Source organism: Collinsella sp. CLA-JM-H32 (genome assembly GCF_040098165.1).
GTDB lineage: Bacteria > Actinomycetota > Coriobacteriia > Coriobacteriales > Coriobacteriaceae > Collinsella.
This window is the reverse complement of record NZ_JBBNMZ010000009.1, coordinates 23,659-39,629: the sequence shown is the minus strand read 5'-3', so window position 1 is coordinate 39,629 and position 15,971 is coordinate 23,659. Positions and strand designations below refer to the sequence as shown.

At 59.8% G+C, this 15,971-nt stretch carries 13 protein-coding genes; 5 read left to right on the top strand and 8 right to left on the bottom strand.

From position 1 onward, the window contains the following. Positions 1-20 precede the first annotated feature (20 nt). Both map and AAA021_RS06770 read left to right on the top strand, forming a co-directional pair. Positions 21-908 (top strand): type I methionyl aminopeptidase, encoded by an 888-nt coding sequence (gene map / locus AAA021_RS06775; RefSeq protein ID WP_349088570.1) that lies wholly within the window; start codon positions 21-23, stop codon positions 906-908. A gap of 132 nt (positions 909-1,040) precedes the next feature. After that, on the top strand, positions 1,041-1,976 hold the full coding sequence (locus AAA021_RS06770; protein WP_349088568.1) for a D-2-hydroxyacid dehydrogenase: 936 nt from the start codon (positions 1,041-1,043) through the stop codon (positions 1,974-1,976). Positions 1,977-2,208: 232 nt separating this feature from the next. Here AAA021_RS06770 and AAA021_RS06765 read toward each other — a convergent pair whose 3' ends face one another. The 3 genes from AAA021_RS06765 to AAA021_RS06755 all read right to left on the bottom strand — a co-directional run bounded on the left by AAA021_RS06765 (position 2,209) and on the right by AAA021_RS06755 (position 4,680). Next, a complete protein-coding gene (locus AAA021_RS06765; RefSeq protein WP_349088567.1) occupies positions 2,209-2,703 on the bottom strand; it encodes a PIN domain-containing protein in 495 nt (164 codons plus the stop codon). Continuing rightward, on the bottom strand, positions 2,696-3,076 hold the full coding sequence (locus AAA021_RS06760) for a hypothetical protein (protein WP_161115069.1): 381 nt from the start codon (positions 3,074-3,076) through the stop codon (positions 2,696-2,698). Before AAA021_RS06760 ends, AAA021_RS06765 begins: the two co-directional genes overlap by 8 nt. A 218-nt stretch (positions 3,077-3,294) precedes the next feature. Next, on the bottom strand, positions 3,295-4,680 hold the full coding sequence (locus AAA021_RS06755; protein ID WP_349088566.1) for a M18 family aminopeptidase: 1,386 nt from the start codon (positions 4,678-4,680) through the stop codon (positions 3,295-3,297). 161 nt (positions 4,681-4,841) lie between these two features. On the opposite strand from AAA021_RS06755, the gene AAA021_RS06750 reads away from it, so the two are divergent. Next, positions 4,842-5,927 carry a carcinine hydrolase/isopenicillin-N N-acyltransferase family protein gene (locus AAA021_RS06750; protein ID WP_349088565.1) on the top strand — a complete coding sequence of 362 codons (1,086 nt, stop codon included), beginning with the start codon at positions 4,842-4,844 and terminating at the stop codon, positions 5,925-5,927. 140 nt (positions 5,928-6,067) lie between these two features. Beyond that, on the top strand, positions 6,068-7,147 hold the full coding sequence (locus AAA021_RS06745; protein WP_349088564.1) for an ATP-dependent 6-phosphofructokinase: 1,080 nt from the start codon (positions 6,068-6,070) through the stop codon (positions 7,145-7,147). A 539-nt stretch (positions 7,148-7,686) separates the two neighbouring features. On the opposite strand, the gene AAA021_RS06740 is transcribed toward AAA021_RS06745, so the two are convergent. Next, positions 7,687-10,452, bottom strand: coding sequence for an ABC transporter permease (locus AAA021_RS06740; RefSeq protein ID WP_349088562.1), 2,766 nt, complete (start codon positions 10,450-10,452; stop codon positions 7,687-7,689). A 5-nt stretch (positions 10,453-10,457) separates the two neighbouring features. Continuing rightward, complete coding sequence (locus tag AAA021_RS06735; protein WP_055310763.1) at positions 10,458-11,159, bottom strand: ABC transporter ATP-binding protein; 702 nt, start codon at positions 11,157-11,159, stop codon at positions 10,458-10,460. 270 nt (positions 11,160-11,429) lie between these two features. On the opposite strand from AAA021_RS06735, the gene AAA021_RS06730 reads away from it, so the two are divergent. Continuing rightward, entirely contained in the window at positions 11,430-12,068 is a 639-nt protein-coding gene (locus AAA021_RS06730; RefSeq protein ID WP_349088561.1) for a GyrI-like domain-containing protein, read from the top strand. Positions 12,069-12,379: 311 nt separating this feature from the next. Here AAA021_RS06730 and AAA021_RS06725 read toward each other — a convergent pair whose 3' ends face one another. The 3 genes from AAA021_RS06725 to AAA021_RS06715 all read right to left on the bottom strand — a co-directional run bounded on the left by AAA021_RS06725 (position 12,380) and on the right by AAA021_RS06715 (position 15,947). After that, positions 12,380-12,958 carry a methylated-DNA--[protein]-cysteine S-methyltransferase gene (locus AAA021_RS06725; protein ID WP_349088560.1) on the bottom strand — a complete coding sequence of 193 codons (579 nt, stop codon included), beginning with the start codon at positions 12,956-12,958 and terminating at the stop codon, positions 12,380-12,382. Positions 12,959-13,358: 400 nt separating this feature from the next. After that, positions 13,359-14,384, bottom strand: a complete 1,026-nt coding sequence (locus AAA021_RS06720) for an aspartate-semialdehyde dehydrogenase (RefSeq protein ID WP_349088557.1) — start codon at positions 14,382-14,384, stop codon at positions 13,359-13,361. A 174-nt stretch (positions 14,385-14,558) separates the two neighbouring features. Then, on the bottom strand, positions 14,559-15,947 hold the full coding sequence (locus tag AAA021_RS06715; RefSeq protein WP_349088555.1) for an aspartate kinase: 1,389 nt from the start codon (positions 15,945-15,947) through the stop codon (positions 14,559-14,561). Positions 15,948-15,971: the final 24 nt, after the last annotated feature.

Below are 15,971 nucleotides of genomic sequence, written 5' to 3'. Positions count from 1 at the left end.
CGAATGAAAGGAAGTTAGCCATGTTTGACAATGGACCCGTGCCCGGCCGCAACGACGTCTGCTGGTGCGGCAGCGGCAAAAAATATAAGAAATGCCATAGCGCCTTTGATGAGCGCCTCGAGCGCTTGTGGGAAGAGGGCTGGGAGGTTCTGCCCCGCACGCTCTACAAGACGCCCGCCGATATCGAGGGCATCAAGCGCTCGGCCGCTATCAACGTGGGCGTGCTCGATTACGTAGGCGAACGCATCGCCGCGGGCATGACCACCAACCAGATTGATCAGATGATCTACGACTACACCGTTGAGCACGGCGGCACGCCGGCCGATCTTAACTACGAGGGCTATCCCAAGAGCGTGTGCACCTCGATCAACGACGTCGTCTGCCACGGTATCCCCTGCGATGCAGATGTGCTGCACGAGGGCGACATCATCAACGTGGATTGTTCCACAATCCTGGACGGTTATTTTAGCGACTCGAGCCGTATGTTCTGCATCGGCGAGGTCTCGGCCGAGCGCCAGCGCCTGGTCGACGTCACCCGCGCCAGCGTGGAGGCGGGCCTGGCGGCCGTCAAGCCATGGCTGCCGCTGTCCGTTATGGCCGAGGCCGTGCAAAAGACGGTCGAGGACGCCGGCTTTAGCGTGGTGCGCGAGTACGGCGGGCACGGCATCGGCAAGGAGTTCCACGAGGACCCGTTTGTAGGCTTTACCACCGAGGCGCCCGATGTAGACACCATCATGGCTCCGGGCATGGTCTTTACCATCGAGCCCATGGTCAATGCCGGAGCGCCCGACATCAAGATTAGCAAGGGTGACGGTTGGTGCGTGCGCACCAAGGACGGCAGCGATTCGGCCCAGTGCGAGGTACAGCTCGTGGTGACCGAGGACGGCTACGAGCTGCTAAGCTGGTAGCCGTGGATGCGCCGGGCTTCGCGATGGATATGTTAACCATCGCAAAGCCCGGCGTTTTTATAGCGTTTTGCCTGATAAAACCTGCCAAAATAAACCTGCCCCTTTTGGTAGGTCGAGCGGAGAGGACTGCTTGTGAACATCCTGGTTTTGCTGCCCGTCAACGACCGTCATCGTGCAATTCTTGAGTCGAGCGCTCCGGGCGAGGACTTTATCTACACGAGCGCCGACGCCGCCACGCGCGAGCAGGTCGCCGATGCTGACGTGATCTTGGGCAACATCGACCCTGACATGCTCACGGCATGCGAACATCTCCAGCTGTTGCAATTGCAGACCGCTGGCTATGACGATTACTTGGCCGCCGGCACCGTGCCGGCCGACGCCAAATTGTCTTGCTCGGTGGGCGCCTACGGCCAGGCCGTAAGCGAGCACATGTTTGCCATGGTCCTTTCCATGATGAAGCGCCTGCCCGGCTATCACGACTTGCAGCGCGAGCATCGCTGGGAGGATTTGGGGCCGGTCACCTCGCTCAAAAACGCCAATGTGCTGGTGCTGGGCGCGGGCGATATCGGCGGCCACTTCGCCACGCTCTGCCGCAACATGGGCGCGCACGTCCGCGGCATCAAGCGCCATCCACTCGTCTACCCCATTGTGTTTGAGGACATGGACGGCATGGACGCCCTGTCCGAGCGCCTGGCCGAGGCTGACATCGTCGCATCCTTTATGCCCAGCACACCCGAGACCCGCGGCCTGGCGAACGCCGAGTTCTTCGCCGCGATGAAACCGGGCGCCTTCTTTGCCAACGGCGGCCGCGGCGACCTTGTGGTCGCCGACGACTTGGTTGCCGCCCTGGAGTCGGGACATCTCGCCGGCGCCGCGGTCGACGTCACCGACCCCGAGCCGCTGCCTGAGACAAGCCCCCTGTGGGATGCGCCCAACATGCTCATCACGCCGCACGTCTCCGGCTGGTTCCACCTGGCAGCCACGCTCAATAATGTGGTCGACATTGCCGCAGAGAATCTGCGTCACCTGCAAGCCGGCGAGACCCTGCGCTGCTGGATCGAACACTAAGAATTACGCCGTTTTACAAACGGCGTAATGAGCCGACGCTGCGAGCCCGCCGTTTGGCCAATCTGCCGTTCAATTTCAAAGGCGCGACCAGAAGGTCAGCGCCTTTTCATTTCACGGCACCTTGTCTCAAACGGCGGGCTCTCGCTGACTTTTGTTCGACCTGCGGCGCTTTGCTGGCGCGGCCCTACCTGTGGGCTCTCGCTGGCCATTATTCGACCAGAGGGGTCTAGCGCTATTTAAGTGTTGTTAGATAGTTTCTTGCGTTTTCGACGTTCATTACTGCGACGGGCGCATGCGAACAGAGCTTGGCATCGTTGGTGACCAGTAAATCTGCTTGGGAGCGTATCGCTGCCGCAATGATTAAATCGTCTTCGTAATCGCTATGGAGATTACGCTGCTTGCTCGCCATCCATATGTCACTCAGGTCGCAGGGTACCGGCGTGGCAAGTTGCGACAACACGTCGAGGCAATCCCATGCAAGTGATGTCGCCGCCACGGAGGCATCTTGGGATAGCGAGCCATGCTCGCGCCGATACCACGCCTTATGTTCGCTCGAAATAAAATAGAACAGGTCTTTGGACGATGTCGCCGCATACAGCAAATCAACTTGAGCCGCGCATGCATCACGTAGAAACTCAATCGCCGCTGAACGACCGCGTCGCCGGGGAATGAAGTAATCGAGCCACACGTTGGTGTCAACCAAGATGCGCTTTGGATTCTCATTCACAGAGCCAGCTCATCTCCTCGCCGTAGCGATCCGCGTAGGCGTTCCGTTTGAGTTCTTCATCGCCCGAGGGCTGCACCTTAGCCAAGTCAATTTCCGATTCACGGCAAGCAGCAGCGAACAGTTGCGAACCCCGGTCGATGAGTTCGAACTTGTGCTTGGCGACTTTCTCCCGCTCGCGCTGTTCCGCCCGGGCACGACTGGGCGAAAGGAGGTCCTGGAGCGCGCCGGGCCGATCAGCCAGAGACGCCGCAAGTTGCCAAAGCGCACGCACCGCTTGGCTCGGTGTCATGCCAGCGCTAGAGAGCGCAGCATCACCGCTCCGCTTGAGATCGGCATTGAGACGCACGTTGATCTGAGCTGACGCCGTAGTCATGGTTCCTCCTTATCATCTCCTATGCCAATCATAAAATACAATGGTTGATACGTAAAGCATGTATAGCATTTATAAGCATTAGCCGTACTCTGTACGCAAAAAGCCGCCGAGGCACACTGTACCTCGGCGGCTACGTATCACCGATCTAGTTCGGTTTCACCCTTTGCGTTTGCCCAAATAGAACCTGTCAAAATAAACCTGTCCCTTTTTGGCAGGTTTTAGAGCTCCACGCTTTCGGCGCCGTTGATGGTTAGGTTGCGCTCGTAGAAGGCGGTGAGGGCGCGGATGGCGTACATCACGTCGCGCACGCCGCCGGTCTCGTAGCTCGAGTGCATGGCCAGCTGCGGCAGGCCCACGTCCACGGCATGCATGCTCGCCTGCATATTAGACAGGTTGCCGAGGGTGGAACCGCCCGCCATATCGCTCTTATTGGCGAAGGCCTGCGTGGGCACGTCGGCGTCATCGCAAATAGCCTGGAACACTGCGCGGCTAAAGGCATCGGTGCAGTAGTGCTGGTTGGCAGCTTCCTTGATAACGATGCCGCCGTTGAGCACAACCTGGTTGCGCGCATCGCACTTCTCGACATGGTTGGGGTGCACGGCATGTGCATTGTCGCAACTCACGAGCATCGAGGCGGCAAGTGCGCGATGGTACGACTCGTCGTCAAAGCCCAGCGATCCGTTGATGCGGCGCAGTGCGTCGGCCAAGAAGGTCGACATGGCGCCCTGCTTGGTCTCGGAGCCAACCTCCTCGTTATCGAAGCAGCAGAAGACCGAAATGTCGTGCGCGTTCTCGGCACCCAAAAATGCCTGTAGCGAGGTATAGGCGCAGGCCAGGTCGTCAAGCTTGGGCGTCGAGATAAACTCGTCGGCCCAGCCCCAGATGCGTGCATCCTGGCGGTTGACCAGGAACAGGTCGCGACCCAGGATCTGCTCGGGCTCAACGTCCAGTTCGTCAGCGATCAGGGCGTCAAAGTCGCCCTGCTTAAGCGCGCCAGCGCTGATGAGCGGGCACAGATCAATGGCTCGGTTGGGCGCAAAGCCCTCGTTAACGCCGCGATTCATGTGGATGGCAAGGCTCGGGATAATAGCGACCTCGCGCTCGGTGGCAAGCAGGCGGCTCTCAATACGGTCGCCCTCGCGCACCAGCACGCGGCCCGCGAGCGCCAGCGGGCGATCGAACCAGGTGTAGTCGATCATGCCGCCGTAGGCCTCGGTGTTCAAGCGCAGCGTCTCGCCCGCGCCGTCAAGCTCAGGCACGGCCTTGGCCTTAAACGTCGGCGAATCGCTGTGCGACGCCGTGAGCTGAAAATGATAGTCACCGGCAACGCCGTCCTCGCCCCACGTCGCGGCCAGGTCCTCGCCCACCTTAAAGGCAACAACGCTCGAGGTGTTACGCTGCGTGTAATAACGCCCGCCCGGCTCGATGTCCCACGCCGCATTCTCGGGCAGGTAGGTAAAGCCCGCCTCATCGAGCTCGGCCATAATGGTCGCCGCCGTATGAAACATGCTGGGGCATGCCTCGATAAAGTCGATAAGGTCGTTGGCGGCCTCGATATCGTCGGCCGTCACATGCGCGCACTCGGGCGTTTCCTGATCCGTCATGCTCTCCCCTTTCGCTGGGTTGATGGTCCCCTCCAGCATACCCCGCCACGCCAGCGCCGCGGTCTTCATTCCATGTTTAATCCCGCGCCGCTCACCAAGTTGAGCCATCATGCCCGCGCTCCTTTTGCGACAATTACGCTAACAGGACGAGAGGAGCCGTTATGAAGCCACGTAACATTGCCATCGCCTGCGGTGTCGCGGGAGCCGCCGTCGGCCTTGCCGCTGCCACCGGTATCGTTTATCACAAGCAAATCAAGTCCGCCGCGTCGCTCAAACGCTTGACCGGCTACGCGGATGGCTATGACCTGTACGCAATCGACATCGCCTACGACTACGATCTTGATCGCATCATCGCCGCTGGCGTGCGCGACGACCAGGCCTACATCGATGCCGTGGTGGCGCAGATGCTGCCCGGTGTGCCGGCACATGTCCAGGCGCCCCAGTTTGCCTGCAGCGCTTTTGTCGCCGTAGATGCCGAAGGCCGCGTGCGCACCGGTCGCAATTACGACTTTAAGGACGACACCTCGGCGCTGCTGGTGCGCAATCACCCACGCGGCGGCTATGCCTCCATCGGGTTTGCCGCCCTTAACAACCTGGGCGATAACACTCCGCTTGGCTCCGTCGCCGGACGCGCCGCCGCACTCATGGGCCCGTTTGCCCAGCTCGACGGTGTTAACGAATGCGGCGTGTCCATTGCCGTACTCACTCTGGATTCCAAGCCCTGTGACCAGGACACGCAACGCCCCGTCATCAATACCTCGCTCGCCATCCGCCTGGTGCTCGACCGTGCCGCCACCACGCAAGAAGCTGTCGACCTGCTTTCCGCCTACGACATGCACGCCATGGCAGGACGCGATTACCACTTCTTTATCAACGACGCCGCCGGTGACGCGCGCGTAGTAGAGTGGGATCTGCGCGATCCGGACCGCGCTTTCAACGCGACTCCTGTACGCCAGGTTACGAACTTCTACGCCTGCTATGGCGACGAAGTGCTGCCCAACCAAAAGAATGGCGAGCTGGGCCATGGTAAAGAGCGCGCCGTCGCAATCGCCGATGTCCTTGACGCCCATGTCGGTGCCCAGGACGAAACGATTGCCTGGGAAGCCCTGCGCGCCGCAGCGCAAGAGCCCAATCCGGAAGACATCACCAGCAATACGCAATGGTCGGTCGTCTTTGACAATACCGAACCCGCCGCCGCTATTACGCTGCGCCGCCACTGGGGCGACGTCGACGCCTTCGCACTGTAAGGAGCCAGGCCCGTCGACCTTACGCTCGCCTGACGTTGTTTACATTTCTATACGCTTGAGCTAACACGTTTTACCCCCGTATCAACAGTGTACGGGGGTAAACTTATGCGCATGTTATAACTTGCCCGGAAGGATTCATCATGCTTAGGATCGGTCTTCTTACCAGTGGCGGCGACTGCCAAGCGCTCAATGCCACCATGCGCGGCATTGTCAAAACGCTTATGACCAATAGCGAAGAACCTATCGAGATCTATGGTTTTGAGGACGGCTACCAGGGCCTTATCTACTGCAGGTTCCGCGTCATGACGCCCGCCGATTTTAGCGGCATCCTCACCCGCGGCGGCACTATCCTTGGCACGAGCCGCACGCCGTTCAAGCGCCTGGATATTCCCGAGGCCGACGGCGTCGAGAAAGTGCCGGCAATGGTCCACACCTATCACAAGCTACAGCTCGACTGTCTGTTTATGCTGGGCGGTAACGGCTCCACCAAGACCGCCAACCGCCTGCGCGAAGAGGGCCTCAACGTTATCGCGCTGCCCAAGACCATCGATAACGACACATGGGGCACCGAGCTGACGTTTGGCTTTACGAGCGCCATCGACGTCGCCACCAAGTGCATCGACGACATCCACACCACCGCTTCGAGCCACGGCCGCGTGTTCGTTATCGAGATCATGGGCCACAAGGTTGGCTGGATCCCGCTGTATGCCGGCGTCGCGGGCGGCGCGGATGTCATCTTGATTCCCGAGATCCCCTACGACATGGATAACGTCATCAAGACCATCGAGCATCGCATGGAAACCGGCAGCCGCTTTACGATTGTAGCCGTCGCCGAGGGCGCTATCTCCAAGGAGGACGCGGCGCTGTCCAAGAAGGAGTACAAGAAAAAGCTCGCCGAGCGCACGAGCCCGTCGATCGTCTACGACATCGCCAAGGAGATCGAGGCCAAGACCGGTCGCGAGACCCGCGTCGCCATCCCCGGCCACACGCAGCGCGGCGGTCAGCCCGACGCCCAGGACCGCATCTTTGCGACCCAGTGCGGCGTCGAGGCCGCGCTGGGCTGCCTACGCGGCGAGTTTGGCTACATGATTGCCCTGCGTGACGGCAAGATGTGCCACATGCCGCTCGAGGAGGTCGCTGGCAAGCTCAAGTACGTCGACCCCCAGAGCGATCTAGTGCGCGAGGCCAAGGCGTTGGGCATCAGCTTCGGCGACGAATAGCCTCGGCTGGAACCGCCCCCATCGGAGGCCCCCAGGGCTTACCTCCCAAATCGTCCTCGGACATGTCAGGACCCCGCTGTGCGCTTCGCGCGGCGGGGTCCTTCCGTCCTGCGGAAAGATTTGGGAGGTAAGCCCTGGGGCCTCCTGCGGTAACCGGGGAGGCCGAGGCTATTCGTCTTCTTGCTGCAAGTGCCTGGGGTAGGATGCGGCGTGCATTTTTGGGAGTATTCAGCAGCCGAGGGTGCCTGCATACTGGATTTTGGACGAGAGACAGGCGCCGCGGGCCGCATTCTGCAAAAAAAATGAGCGGTCCTCGAGGCGCCGGAGCTCAAAGTCAGGCTTTCAATGCGCTTTTGTGCGCCCGCTCCCGCACCCGCGGGCTCCGGGATGCTGAATACTCCGGAATTTGCACGTCGCCCCCTGGGGTACCCGCGGGCAAAAAGCAACCGCCCCGCCGAAATATGCAATCGGCGGGGCGGTTTATGCAAAAATGCGGTTGTGGTACATTACAGCTCGCTACAGCTTGAATCCCAGGCAGGTTACTCGGCGCTTTTGAGGGCGCCGACCATGTCGATCTTGTTGAGGGTACGATTGGTAGCGAGGTTGACGATAAACGTAAAGCCAAAGGAAAGCACCACGGCAAGCACGTAGCTCAGCGGCTCGACTTCGACGTCAAAGTACAGCGACGGCATCTGCAAAATGTACGTAAAACTCTCGGCCAGCAAGCCGCCCAGCGGCACGCCCAGCGCAGCGCCGATCGCCGTGAGGATCAACGTCTCCTTGTTGACGTAGTGGTGCACCTCGCCGCGGCGGAAGCCCAGCACCTTGATGGTTGCCAGTTCGCGCTTGCGCTCCGAAATGTTGGTGTTGGACAGCGTAAACACCACCACAAACGACAGGCACGCCGCCATAAAGGTCACGAGCACCACGACGGAATTGATAATTGTAAAGTTCGCTTCATAGTTCTCCCAATGCTCGGCCGTACTCGAAATCGTGAGCCAACCGTCACTCTTAAGATTCTTGCTAAATGCAATCTGGTCGACCGACGAACCCTTAAGCAGCACAAAGACGCCGTTAAGGCGTGCGCTTCGACCGAACGTACGCTCATAGGTGCCCTGCGTCATGTAAAGCGTGTTGCCCAGATAGTTAAGCGAAATGTCGCTGACTTTGACCTTGGCAACATTGAGCGACGAATCCTGGACGTGAGCCGTATCGCCCGGCTGAATCCCCAGCACCAGCTGTGAACTCTTACTCAGATACACGTCTCCGTCACGCAAAGACAGCGGTTCTTTGGACTCATCCTCCAGGCGCACGTAATCGCCCAAGTCACCCGTGCGGTCGTCGGGAATCACGATGAGCTGCACGGTCTCGCTCTTTCCGCCGAATGTAAAGGTGACGTTGTCGGTCATAATCGGCAGCGTCGAAGTCACGGTCACGTTGGAATCATTGGCCGCGCTGCGCCCATCCAATGCCGCGCACGTCTGCGAAAAATCGTCGGGATTGGCGACCGCCAGCAGATCGTAGCGCGTGACGTGGCCGTACTGCTTGGGCGACAGCGCGACCGACGTATCACGAATGCCCATGCCGCAAATTACAAGCGCTGTGCAGCCCGCGATGCCAAAGATGGTCATAAAGGCGCGCTTTTTGTAGCGGAACAGGTTACGCGCCGCCACCTTGTTCAAAAAGCCCATGCGACGCCAGATAAAGCCGATGCGCTCAAGCAAGATGCGCGAGCCGGCACGCGGGGCCTTGGGACGCATAAGCGAGGCTGGGGTCTCGGACATCTCGTGGCGGCAGGCGATAATCGTAGCGCCCACCACGCCCACGGCAAACAGCGCCACCGACACGAGCGACGACACGATGTCGTACGAAAGCAGCATCTGGGGCAGCGAGTACATGTCGTCGAACACCGTAAACAGGAACAGCGGCAGGCCCACAAATCCGATGATGTTGCCGAGCACGCCGCCGATCAGACACGCCCACAGCGAGTAGTCCACGTATTTGGACAGAATACGCCCACGTGAATAGCCGAGCGCCTTGTACAGGCCAATAAGCGTGCGCTCCTCCTCGACCATGCGCGTAGCGGTGGTAAGGCTGATGAGCACGGCGACGATAAAGAAGATAAACGGGAACACCGTGGCGATGGCCTCAATTGACGAGCTATCGCTTTCCACGCTCGAGTAGCTTGCGATGTTGCCGCGATCCTGGATGTACCAGGTGCATTCGCCCAAGTCAGAGAGCTCGGCGCGGGCATCGGCGAACTGCTGGTCGGCAGCGGCGCGACGCTGGTCCAAATCGGCCTGCGCCTGGGCGCGCTCTTCGCTGCCTTCGGCCATGCGATCGATGTTTCTCTGCTCAACCCCAAAGAGCATCTCCGCCTGGCGCTCGGCCGCGTCAAGGCTCGCCGGCGTGTCGACCGTCAGCTCCTGAGCGCGCGCCTTCTCACGCTCCTCGCGGATCTTCTCGATATTGCCTTTAACCTCGTTGATCTTTGTCGTGTAGGCATCTGAATAGGAGTTAAGACTCTTGGCTCCCTCGACGATCACGTGGACCGCAGAGTAGGAAGAAGATGTCGCGGCGTCCTCGCTCACATAGAACTTATAGTCCGCCGCCGAAGCAGCGCGAAAGGCGTTGACGGTCGAGTCGGAGCTCACGTCGGTGGGGTCGAGGACCTCGGCCGTAATGGTGTAATCGCCCGCGGCAAACTGATCCTTGGCACTTTGGTTCGACGAGCTTGCGTCATTGGCGGCAAAACTCACGGTATCGCCGAGCTTTTTGCCCGAAGCCTTCAAGAACTTCGAAGTTACCGCGACCTCATCGGCGCTCTCGGGCAAATCGCCGTTCACGAGCACTGGCTGATCGATGTTCTCCTTGGAAAGACTTTGCACAACCACGCGCTCGCGCGTTGTGCCCACGGCGGTGTAGGCGGTCTCGGTGTAAATGCCCTCGGCCGTCTCGACGCCGTCGACCTCTTGGATAGCCGCAAGATCGTCGCGCGTAAGGCCATAGGTCGACTGCACGTTAATGTCATAGACATTCTGCTGGTCAAAATAGGCGTCGACCGAATCGCACAAATCCTCGCAGCCTGCCTTAAGGCCGCACATCACGCTCACGCCAAGCGCGGTGATGACCACGATAGATAGGAAGCGCTTAAGACTGCCACGAATCGTGCGGTAGATGCCACGGCGAAATACCGTCGGCACCATATCGTTTGAGCTTTGAGCGGCGCGGTAGGTCGTAAAATCCTGCTCGCGCTCCGTGTTCTGCGCGTCGCGGCTTTGGCTGTTTTGGCGGTCCTGATCCATGGGCGCTACCACTCGATCGTCTCGATAGGCACGGGATTTTGCTGGACCGTCTCGCTCTCCACGCGGCCGCTCTTAAAGCGGATCAGGCGGTCGGCCATGGGCGCCAGTGCAGAATTGTGGGTGATGATAATGACCGTAATGCCCTGCTTGCGACAGGTGTCCTGCAACAACTGTAAGATTTGCTTGCCAGTTTTGTAGTCGAGGGCACCCGTGGGCTCGTCGCACAAAAGTAGCTTGGGGTTCTTGGCCAGTGCGCGGGCAATGGACACGCGTTGCTGCTCGCCGCCCGAAAGCTGCGCGGGGAAGTTGGCGAGGCGCTCGCCCAGGCCAACCTGGCGAAGCGTCTGTTCGGCATCGAGCGAATCGGGGCAGATCTGAGCTGCGAGCTCAACGTTTTCGAGGGCCGTCAGGTTGGGAACCAGATTGTAGAACTGGAAGACAAAGCCCACGTCGGCGCGGCGGTATTCCACAAGCTGCGCCTCGTTGGCAGCACTCACGTCGCGCCCGTCCACCGTTACGGTGCCGGAGGTTACCGTGTCCATGCCGCCCAGGATGTTGAGCGCCGTGGTCTTGCCGGCACCCGAGGCGCCCAGGATAATGGCGAGCTCACCGCGCTCAACGGTAAAGCTCGCGCCGTCGAGCGCGTGAATGCGGGCATCGCCCTCTCCGTACGCCTTGATGACGTCTTTGAATTCGATATAAGCCATCGATTAATTCCCATCTGGTCGGATAACTCTTTAGTATTACCCATTACACGCCGACAAAAAAGGGACAGGTTCATTTTGGCAGGTTTTATATGGGGAAACGGGGAGCGCAGGCAAGCGCCGGGAAGGCAGAGAAATCATCGACGGGGTCAGGCCGACCGCCAAACACAACGCACGCATCTCTATCTGTCAGCAAAATCATTCGAACAGCTGTTCGTTTCTATGATATGATTCCGTTATCTAAGCAGGCCAATACGCAGAAAGGCGGCCAACATGGCGTTCGACTTTAAGAAGGAATGCAAGGAGCTCTACAAACCTGCAAGCAGGCCGAGCATCGTAACTGTCCCGCCTATGAGCTACGTTGCCGTTCGCGGAAAGGGCGACCCAAATACCGAAGGTGGCGAGTATCAAAACGCCCTGCCGCTGCTTTACGGCATCGCCTATACCGTCAAGATGTCGAAGAAAGGCTCAAGGAGTATCAAGGGCTATTTCGACTTTGTGGTACCGCCGCTCGAGGGTTTCTGGTGGCAAGACTCCCCGAGCGGCGACATCGATTATGTACGCAAGGACGATTTCAACTTTATCTCGTGCATTCGCCTGCCCGATTTCGTCACCCGAGATGACTTTGACTGGGCAGTCGCGGAAGCCACGACCAAAAAGAAACTTGACTTTTCTGCCGTCGAGCTGCTTAAAGTTGACGAGGGCCTCTGCGTTCAATGCATGCACACCGGGCCCTACGACAACGAACCGGCGACCGTAAACGCTATGCATGAATACACGACCGAGCAGGGCTATGTCCCCGACTTCTCAGATACCCGTTTACATCACGAAATCTATCTCTCCGATCCACGCAAGTGTGCGCCGGAGAAACTAAAGACCGTGGTTCGTCATCCTATCAAGCGCGCTGAATAGCGTGGAGCGTCATTTCACGCGCTAGGTTTTAAGCCAGCCAACCAGCCGCTCCAAGGTCATCTGGCGGCTTCCTTGACGCAGGTCATCGTATCTTATAATTTTATGTCTCTAAAGCTGGAAAGCCTCTCAACGATGCGCAACTCCAGCTCTTTTTATATCAAGAGGCTTAAATGAAATACCAGAAGTCGTGGATATCCATCAACGAACAGATAGCACTATTGACAGAAAACAAGGGTCTTAAGTGCTCTGATCAAAGCGAACTCGAGCGAGCTTTGGTCGAAGTCGGCTACTACAGGCAAAGTACTCGAGCGTTACTCTTCGTACGCGCCCTCAAGCCGCAGCAGCCACTCCTTGCGGTCGAGGCCGCCGGCATATCCGTTGAGCGAACCGTCGGCGGCAACCACGCGATGGCACGGCACAATAATCGAAATGGGATTACGCGCGACCGCGGCCCCCACAGCACGGGGAGACGCAACGGGTGCTTCGTTTCCCGGTACACGATGTCGAGCCGCAACACGCTGGGCGATCTCACCATACGTAGCGACCTCGCCACGCGGGATAGAAAGCAGCTCAAACCAAACCTCGCGCTGAAACGCCGTACCAATCATATGCAACGGCGGCGTAAACCGAGGCTCCTGCCCCGCAAAATAAGCATTCAGCCAAGCCCAAGAACGCTCAAGTACCGACGAGGCAGCACCGTTTGTCGGATTCACCGAAGACATGCCGCCAGCACCAGAAACCGCATCGGCGCCTTCAACATGTTCGGGATCTTCTTTGAGAAGCGTGGAGCCAAAGTGCTCCTGCCCCTCAAACCAAAGCCCCGTCAAACCGCGGCCATCAGCGGCAAGCAGGATTTCGCCCAAAGGCGAAGCAAACGTCGTCGTGACCACCAGCGGCTCCTTTCAAAACTCCGCAAACATAATACCGCGAACTGTGCAGACAACCCCAATCGACCCCAAAGTCACCCAAAGCAGCAGGCGTGCAGCGCCGCAGCTGCCGCACGACCCCAAAGTCCCCAAAGGCGGCAGGCGCGAAGCGCCGAGGCCGCCGCCGGGACCAGGGCCCACAACAGCCACGTGCTCCCATCAGCCCAGCGGCCCCAACCAACAACGGTCCCATCGCAGACTGCTCGCAGCCGAGTCACCGCAGGCGGGGGCCGGGCTTAGCTTTCAGAACACTCCGCAGACCAGTGTGGCACCTTGTCCGCGGCTCCGAAGGAGCAGGACAAGGCGCCACACATGGTCGAGGACGTTCTGAAAACTAAGCCCGGCCCCCGCCGGACAGGTCAACTTACTCGCAGAGCAGCTTAGCGATCTGGACGGCGTTGGTTGCCGCGCCCTTACGGATTTGGTCGCCGCAGCACCAGAAAGTGATGCCGCGCGCAGCCTCGGGGTTCGAGATGTCGCGGCGCACGCGACCGACCCAAATCAGATCCTGATCGGAGGTGTCCATCGGCATGGGGAAGCGGTCGTGTGCATCCTCGGCAGCCATATCGTCAACCAGCTTGACGCCGGGAGCGGCAGCCAGCGCAGCACGGGCCTCGTCAACCGTAATGTCGCGCTCAAACTCAAGCGTAATGCTCTCGGAGTGCGAGCGCAGCACGGGCACGCGCACGCAGGTGCAGTTCACGCGCAGCTCGGGCAGGTGCATGATCTTGCGGCCCTCGTTTTGCAGCTTCATCTCCTCGGAGGTAAAGCCCTCTTCCTTGACGCCGCCAATCTGCGGAATCAGGTTGCTCGCGAGCTGGGCGGCAAATGCACGCGGCTCGGGAATCTCCTCTCCACGGCCTAGGGCGGCCAGTTGAGCCTCGAGCTCGGCCATACCGGGAGCGCCAGCACCCGAAGCCGCCTGATACGTCGAGACAATCATGCGCTTCACGCCGGCGAGCTGATGCAGCGGCCACGTGGGAACCAGGCCGATGATGGTCGCGCAGTTGGGATTGGCGATAAGGCCGTGATGCCACTTGATGTCGTCGGCATTGATCTCGGGCACGACCAGCGGCACCTCAGGATCCATGCGGAAGGCGTGGCTGTTGTCGACCACGACGGCGCCGCGCTTGACGGCCTCGGGCAGTAGCTCCTTCGCGATGTCGTCGCCGGCGGCTCCAAGCACAATGTCACAGCCCTCAAAGGCCTCGGGACAAGCCTCTTCGATCACGATCTGCTCGCCGCGGAACTCGACGGTCTTGCCCACAGAACGCGCGCTCGCCAGCAGCTTAAGCTTGCCGACCGGGAACTCCTGCTCGTTGAGGCACTCGAGCATCTGGGTGCCCACGGCTCCCGTCGCGCCCAAAATAGCAACCGTATACTGTTTCATGCTTCCCCCTTTAAAGGTTTTGGCTTTTGCCCGCACGCCGAGCAGGCTGATTATTGTTGCCAGTGTATACAAGAACGGGGCGGACACGAAACCCGCCCCGTCGAAACGAAACCGAAACGAAACGCCCCGCCGTAGATTTTTGAGACATGACCCAAAAAATCTACCGAGCAGTCGCTACTTTTTGAGCGCAGCCAGGGTGGGATCGACCGGCGTGGGAGCCTCCAAGTCGGAGACCTTCACAATGCCGTTCTCGTCGGAGAAGGCACGGTAAATGGTCTGAATCGCCAGGTCGAAGTCTTTCTCCTCAACACCGATAATGATGTTGATCTCGTCGCAGCTCTGCGAAATCATGCGCACGCTCACGCCGGCCTGGCCAAGCATGCCAAACAGGTGGCCCGAGATACCCGCGCGGCCGCGCAGGTTACGACCGACGGTAGCGATGAGCGCCAAGCCCTCGACAACCTCGATCTCGAGCGGCTCGACCTCCTGCTGAATGTCGCTCACAAGCGAGTACAGCGAATCGTGAACGTCCTGCTCCTGCACCACGGCGCCAAAGCGGTCGACACCGGTGGGCATGTGCTCAACGGAAACGTCATAGCGCTCGAAGACCGAAAGCGCACGGCGCATAAAGCCGACACGGGGCTTGGTGCGGTCGCGGGCGACGTTGATGGCGACAAAACCGCGCTTGCCGGTCACGCCGGTAATGATGGGCTCCGCCTCGCCCTCGTCAGCCGTCTCGCTAATGATGGTGCCGGGGTCCTGCGGCGCATTGGTGTTCTTGATGACCAGCGGAATACCCGCCTCGCGCACGGGGAACACAGCCTCCTCGTGCAGGACGCTTGCGCCCATGTACGAAAGCTCGCGCAGCTCCTCGTAGGTAACGCGGGCGATGGGCTGAGCCTCGGGAACAATACGCGGATCGGCAGAATAGAAGCCCGAGACGTCGGTCCAGTTCTCGTACAGATCGGCGCCCAGGCACTTGGCCAGAATCGCGCCGGAAATATCGCCGCCGCCACGGTCGAGCAGCTTGATCTGGCCCTCACGCGTCGCGCCGTAGAAACCGGGCATAACAAAGCCGCCCTGCTGACCGTACTCCTGCACCAGCTCGGAGGTACGATTCATGCTGAGCGTACCGTCGTGATGGAACGCAACGACCGTCGCGGCGTCCAGGAACGGCAGGCCCAGGTACTCGGCCATCAGGCGAGCGGTAAAGTACTCGCCGCGGCTCACAAGCTCCTCGGTGGAGTAGCCGCCTGAGCGGGCGCGCTCGGCAAAGGCCGCAAACTCCTCGCGGATGGGATAGGTGAGCTCCAGCTCGTCAGCGATATCAAAATAGCGCTGGCCAATGTCCTCGAGTAGCTCCTCGCACGACACGTGATACTTAACGTGCGCGTTAACCAGGTAGAGCAGGTCGGTCACCTTGGTGTCGCCCTTAAAGCGGCGGCCGCAGGCGGAAACCACCACAAAACGGCGGGCAGGGTCGGCGTCGACGATGGCCTTGATCTTTTTGAAGTGTTCGGCGTCGGCGACCGACGAGCCGCCAAACTTGGCAATCTTAATCATGGGCTGGAGGTTACCTTTCTAAAA

Excerpts from the sequence above, each read along its gene's own strand:
- AAA021_RS06730 (WP_349088561.1), top strand. The coding sequence starts at position 11,430 with ATGGCGTTCGACTTTAAGAAGGAATGCAAGGAGCTCTACAAACCTGCA.
- AAA021_RS06715 (WP_349088555.1), bottom strand. The coding sequence starts at position 15,947 with ATGATTAAGATTGCCAAGTTTGGCGGCTCGTCGGTCGCCGACGCCGAA.
- AAA021_RS06750 (WP_349088565.1), top strand. The coding sequence starts at position 4,842 with ATGAAGCCACGTAACATTGCCATCGCCTGCGGTGTCGCGGGAGCCGCC.
- AAA021_RS06720 (WP_349088557.1), bottom strand. The coding sequence starts at position 14,384 with ATGAAACAGTATACGGTTGCTATTTTGGGCGCGACGGGAGCCGTGGGC.
- AAA021_RS06740 (WP_349088562.1), bottom strand. The coding sequence starts at position 10,452 with ATGGATCAGGACCGCCAAAACAGCCAAAGCCGCGACGCGCAGAACACG.
- AAA021_RS06745 (WP_349088564.1), top strand. The coding sequence starts at position 6,068 with ATGCTTAGGATCGGTCTTCTTACCAGTGGCGGCGACTGCCAAGCGCTC.
- AAA021_RS06760 (WP_161115069.1), bottom strand. The coding sequence starts at position 3,076 with ATGACTACGGCGTCAGCTCAGATCAACGTGCGTCTCAATGCCGATCTC.
- AAA021_RS06735 (WP_055310763.1), bottom strand. The coding sequence starts at position 11,159 with ATGGCTTATATCGAATTCAAAGACGTCATCAAGGCGTACGGAGAGGGC.
- AAA021_RS06755 (WP_349088566.1), bottom strand. The coding sequence starts at position 4,680 with ATGACGGATCAGGAAACGCCCGAGTGCGCGCATGTGACGGCCGACGAT.
- map (WP_349088570.1), top strand. The coding sequence starts at position 21 with ATGTTTGACAATGGACCCGTGCCCGGCCGCAACGACGTCTGCTGGTGC.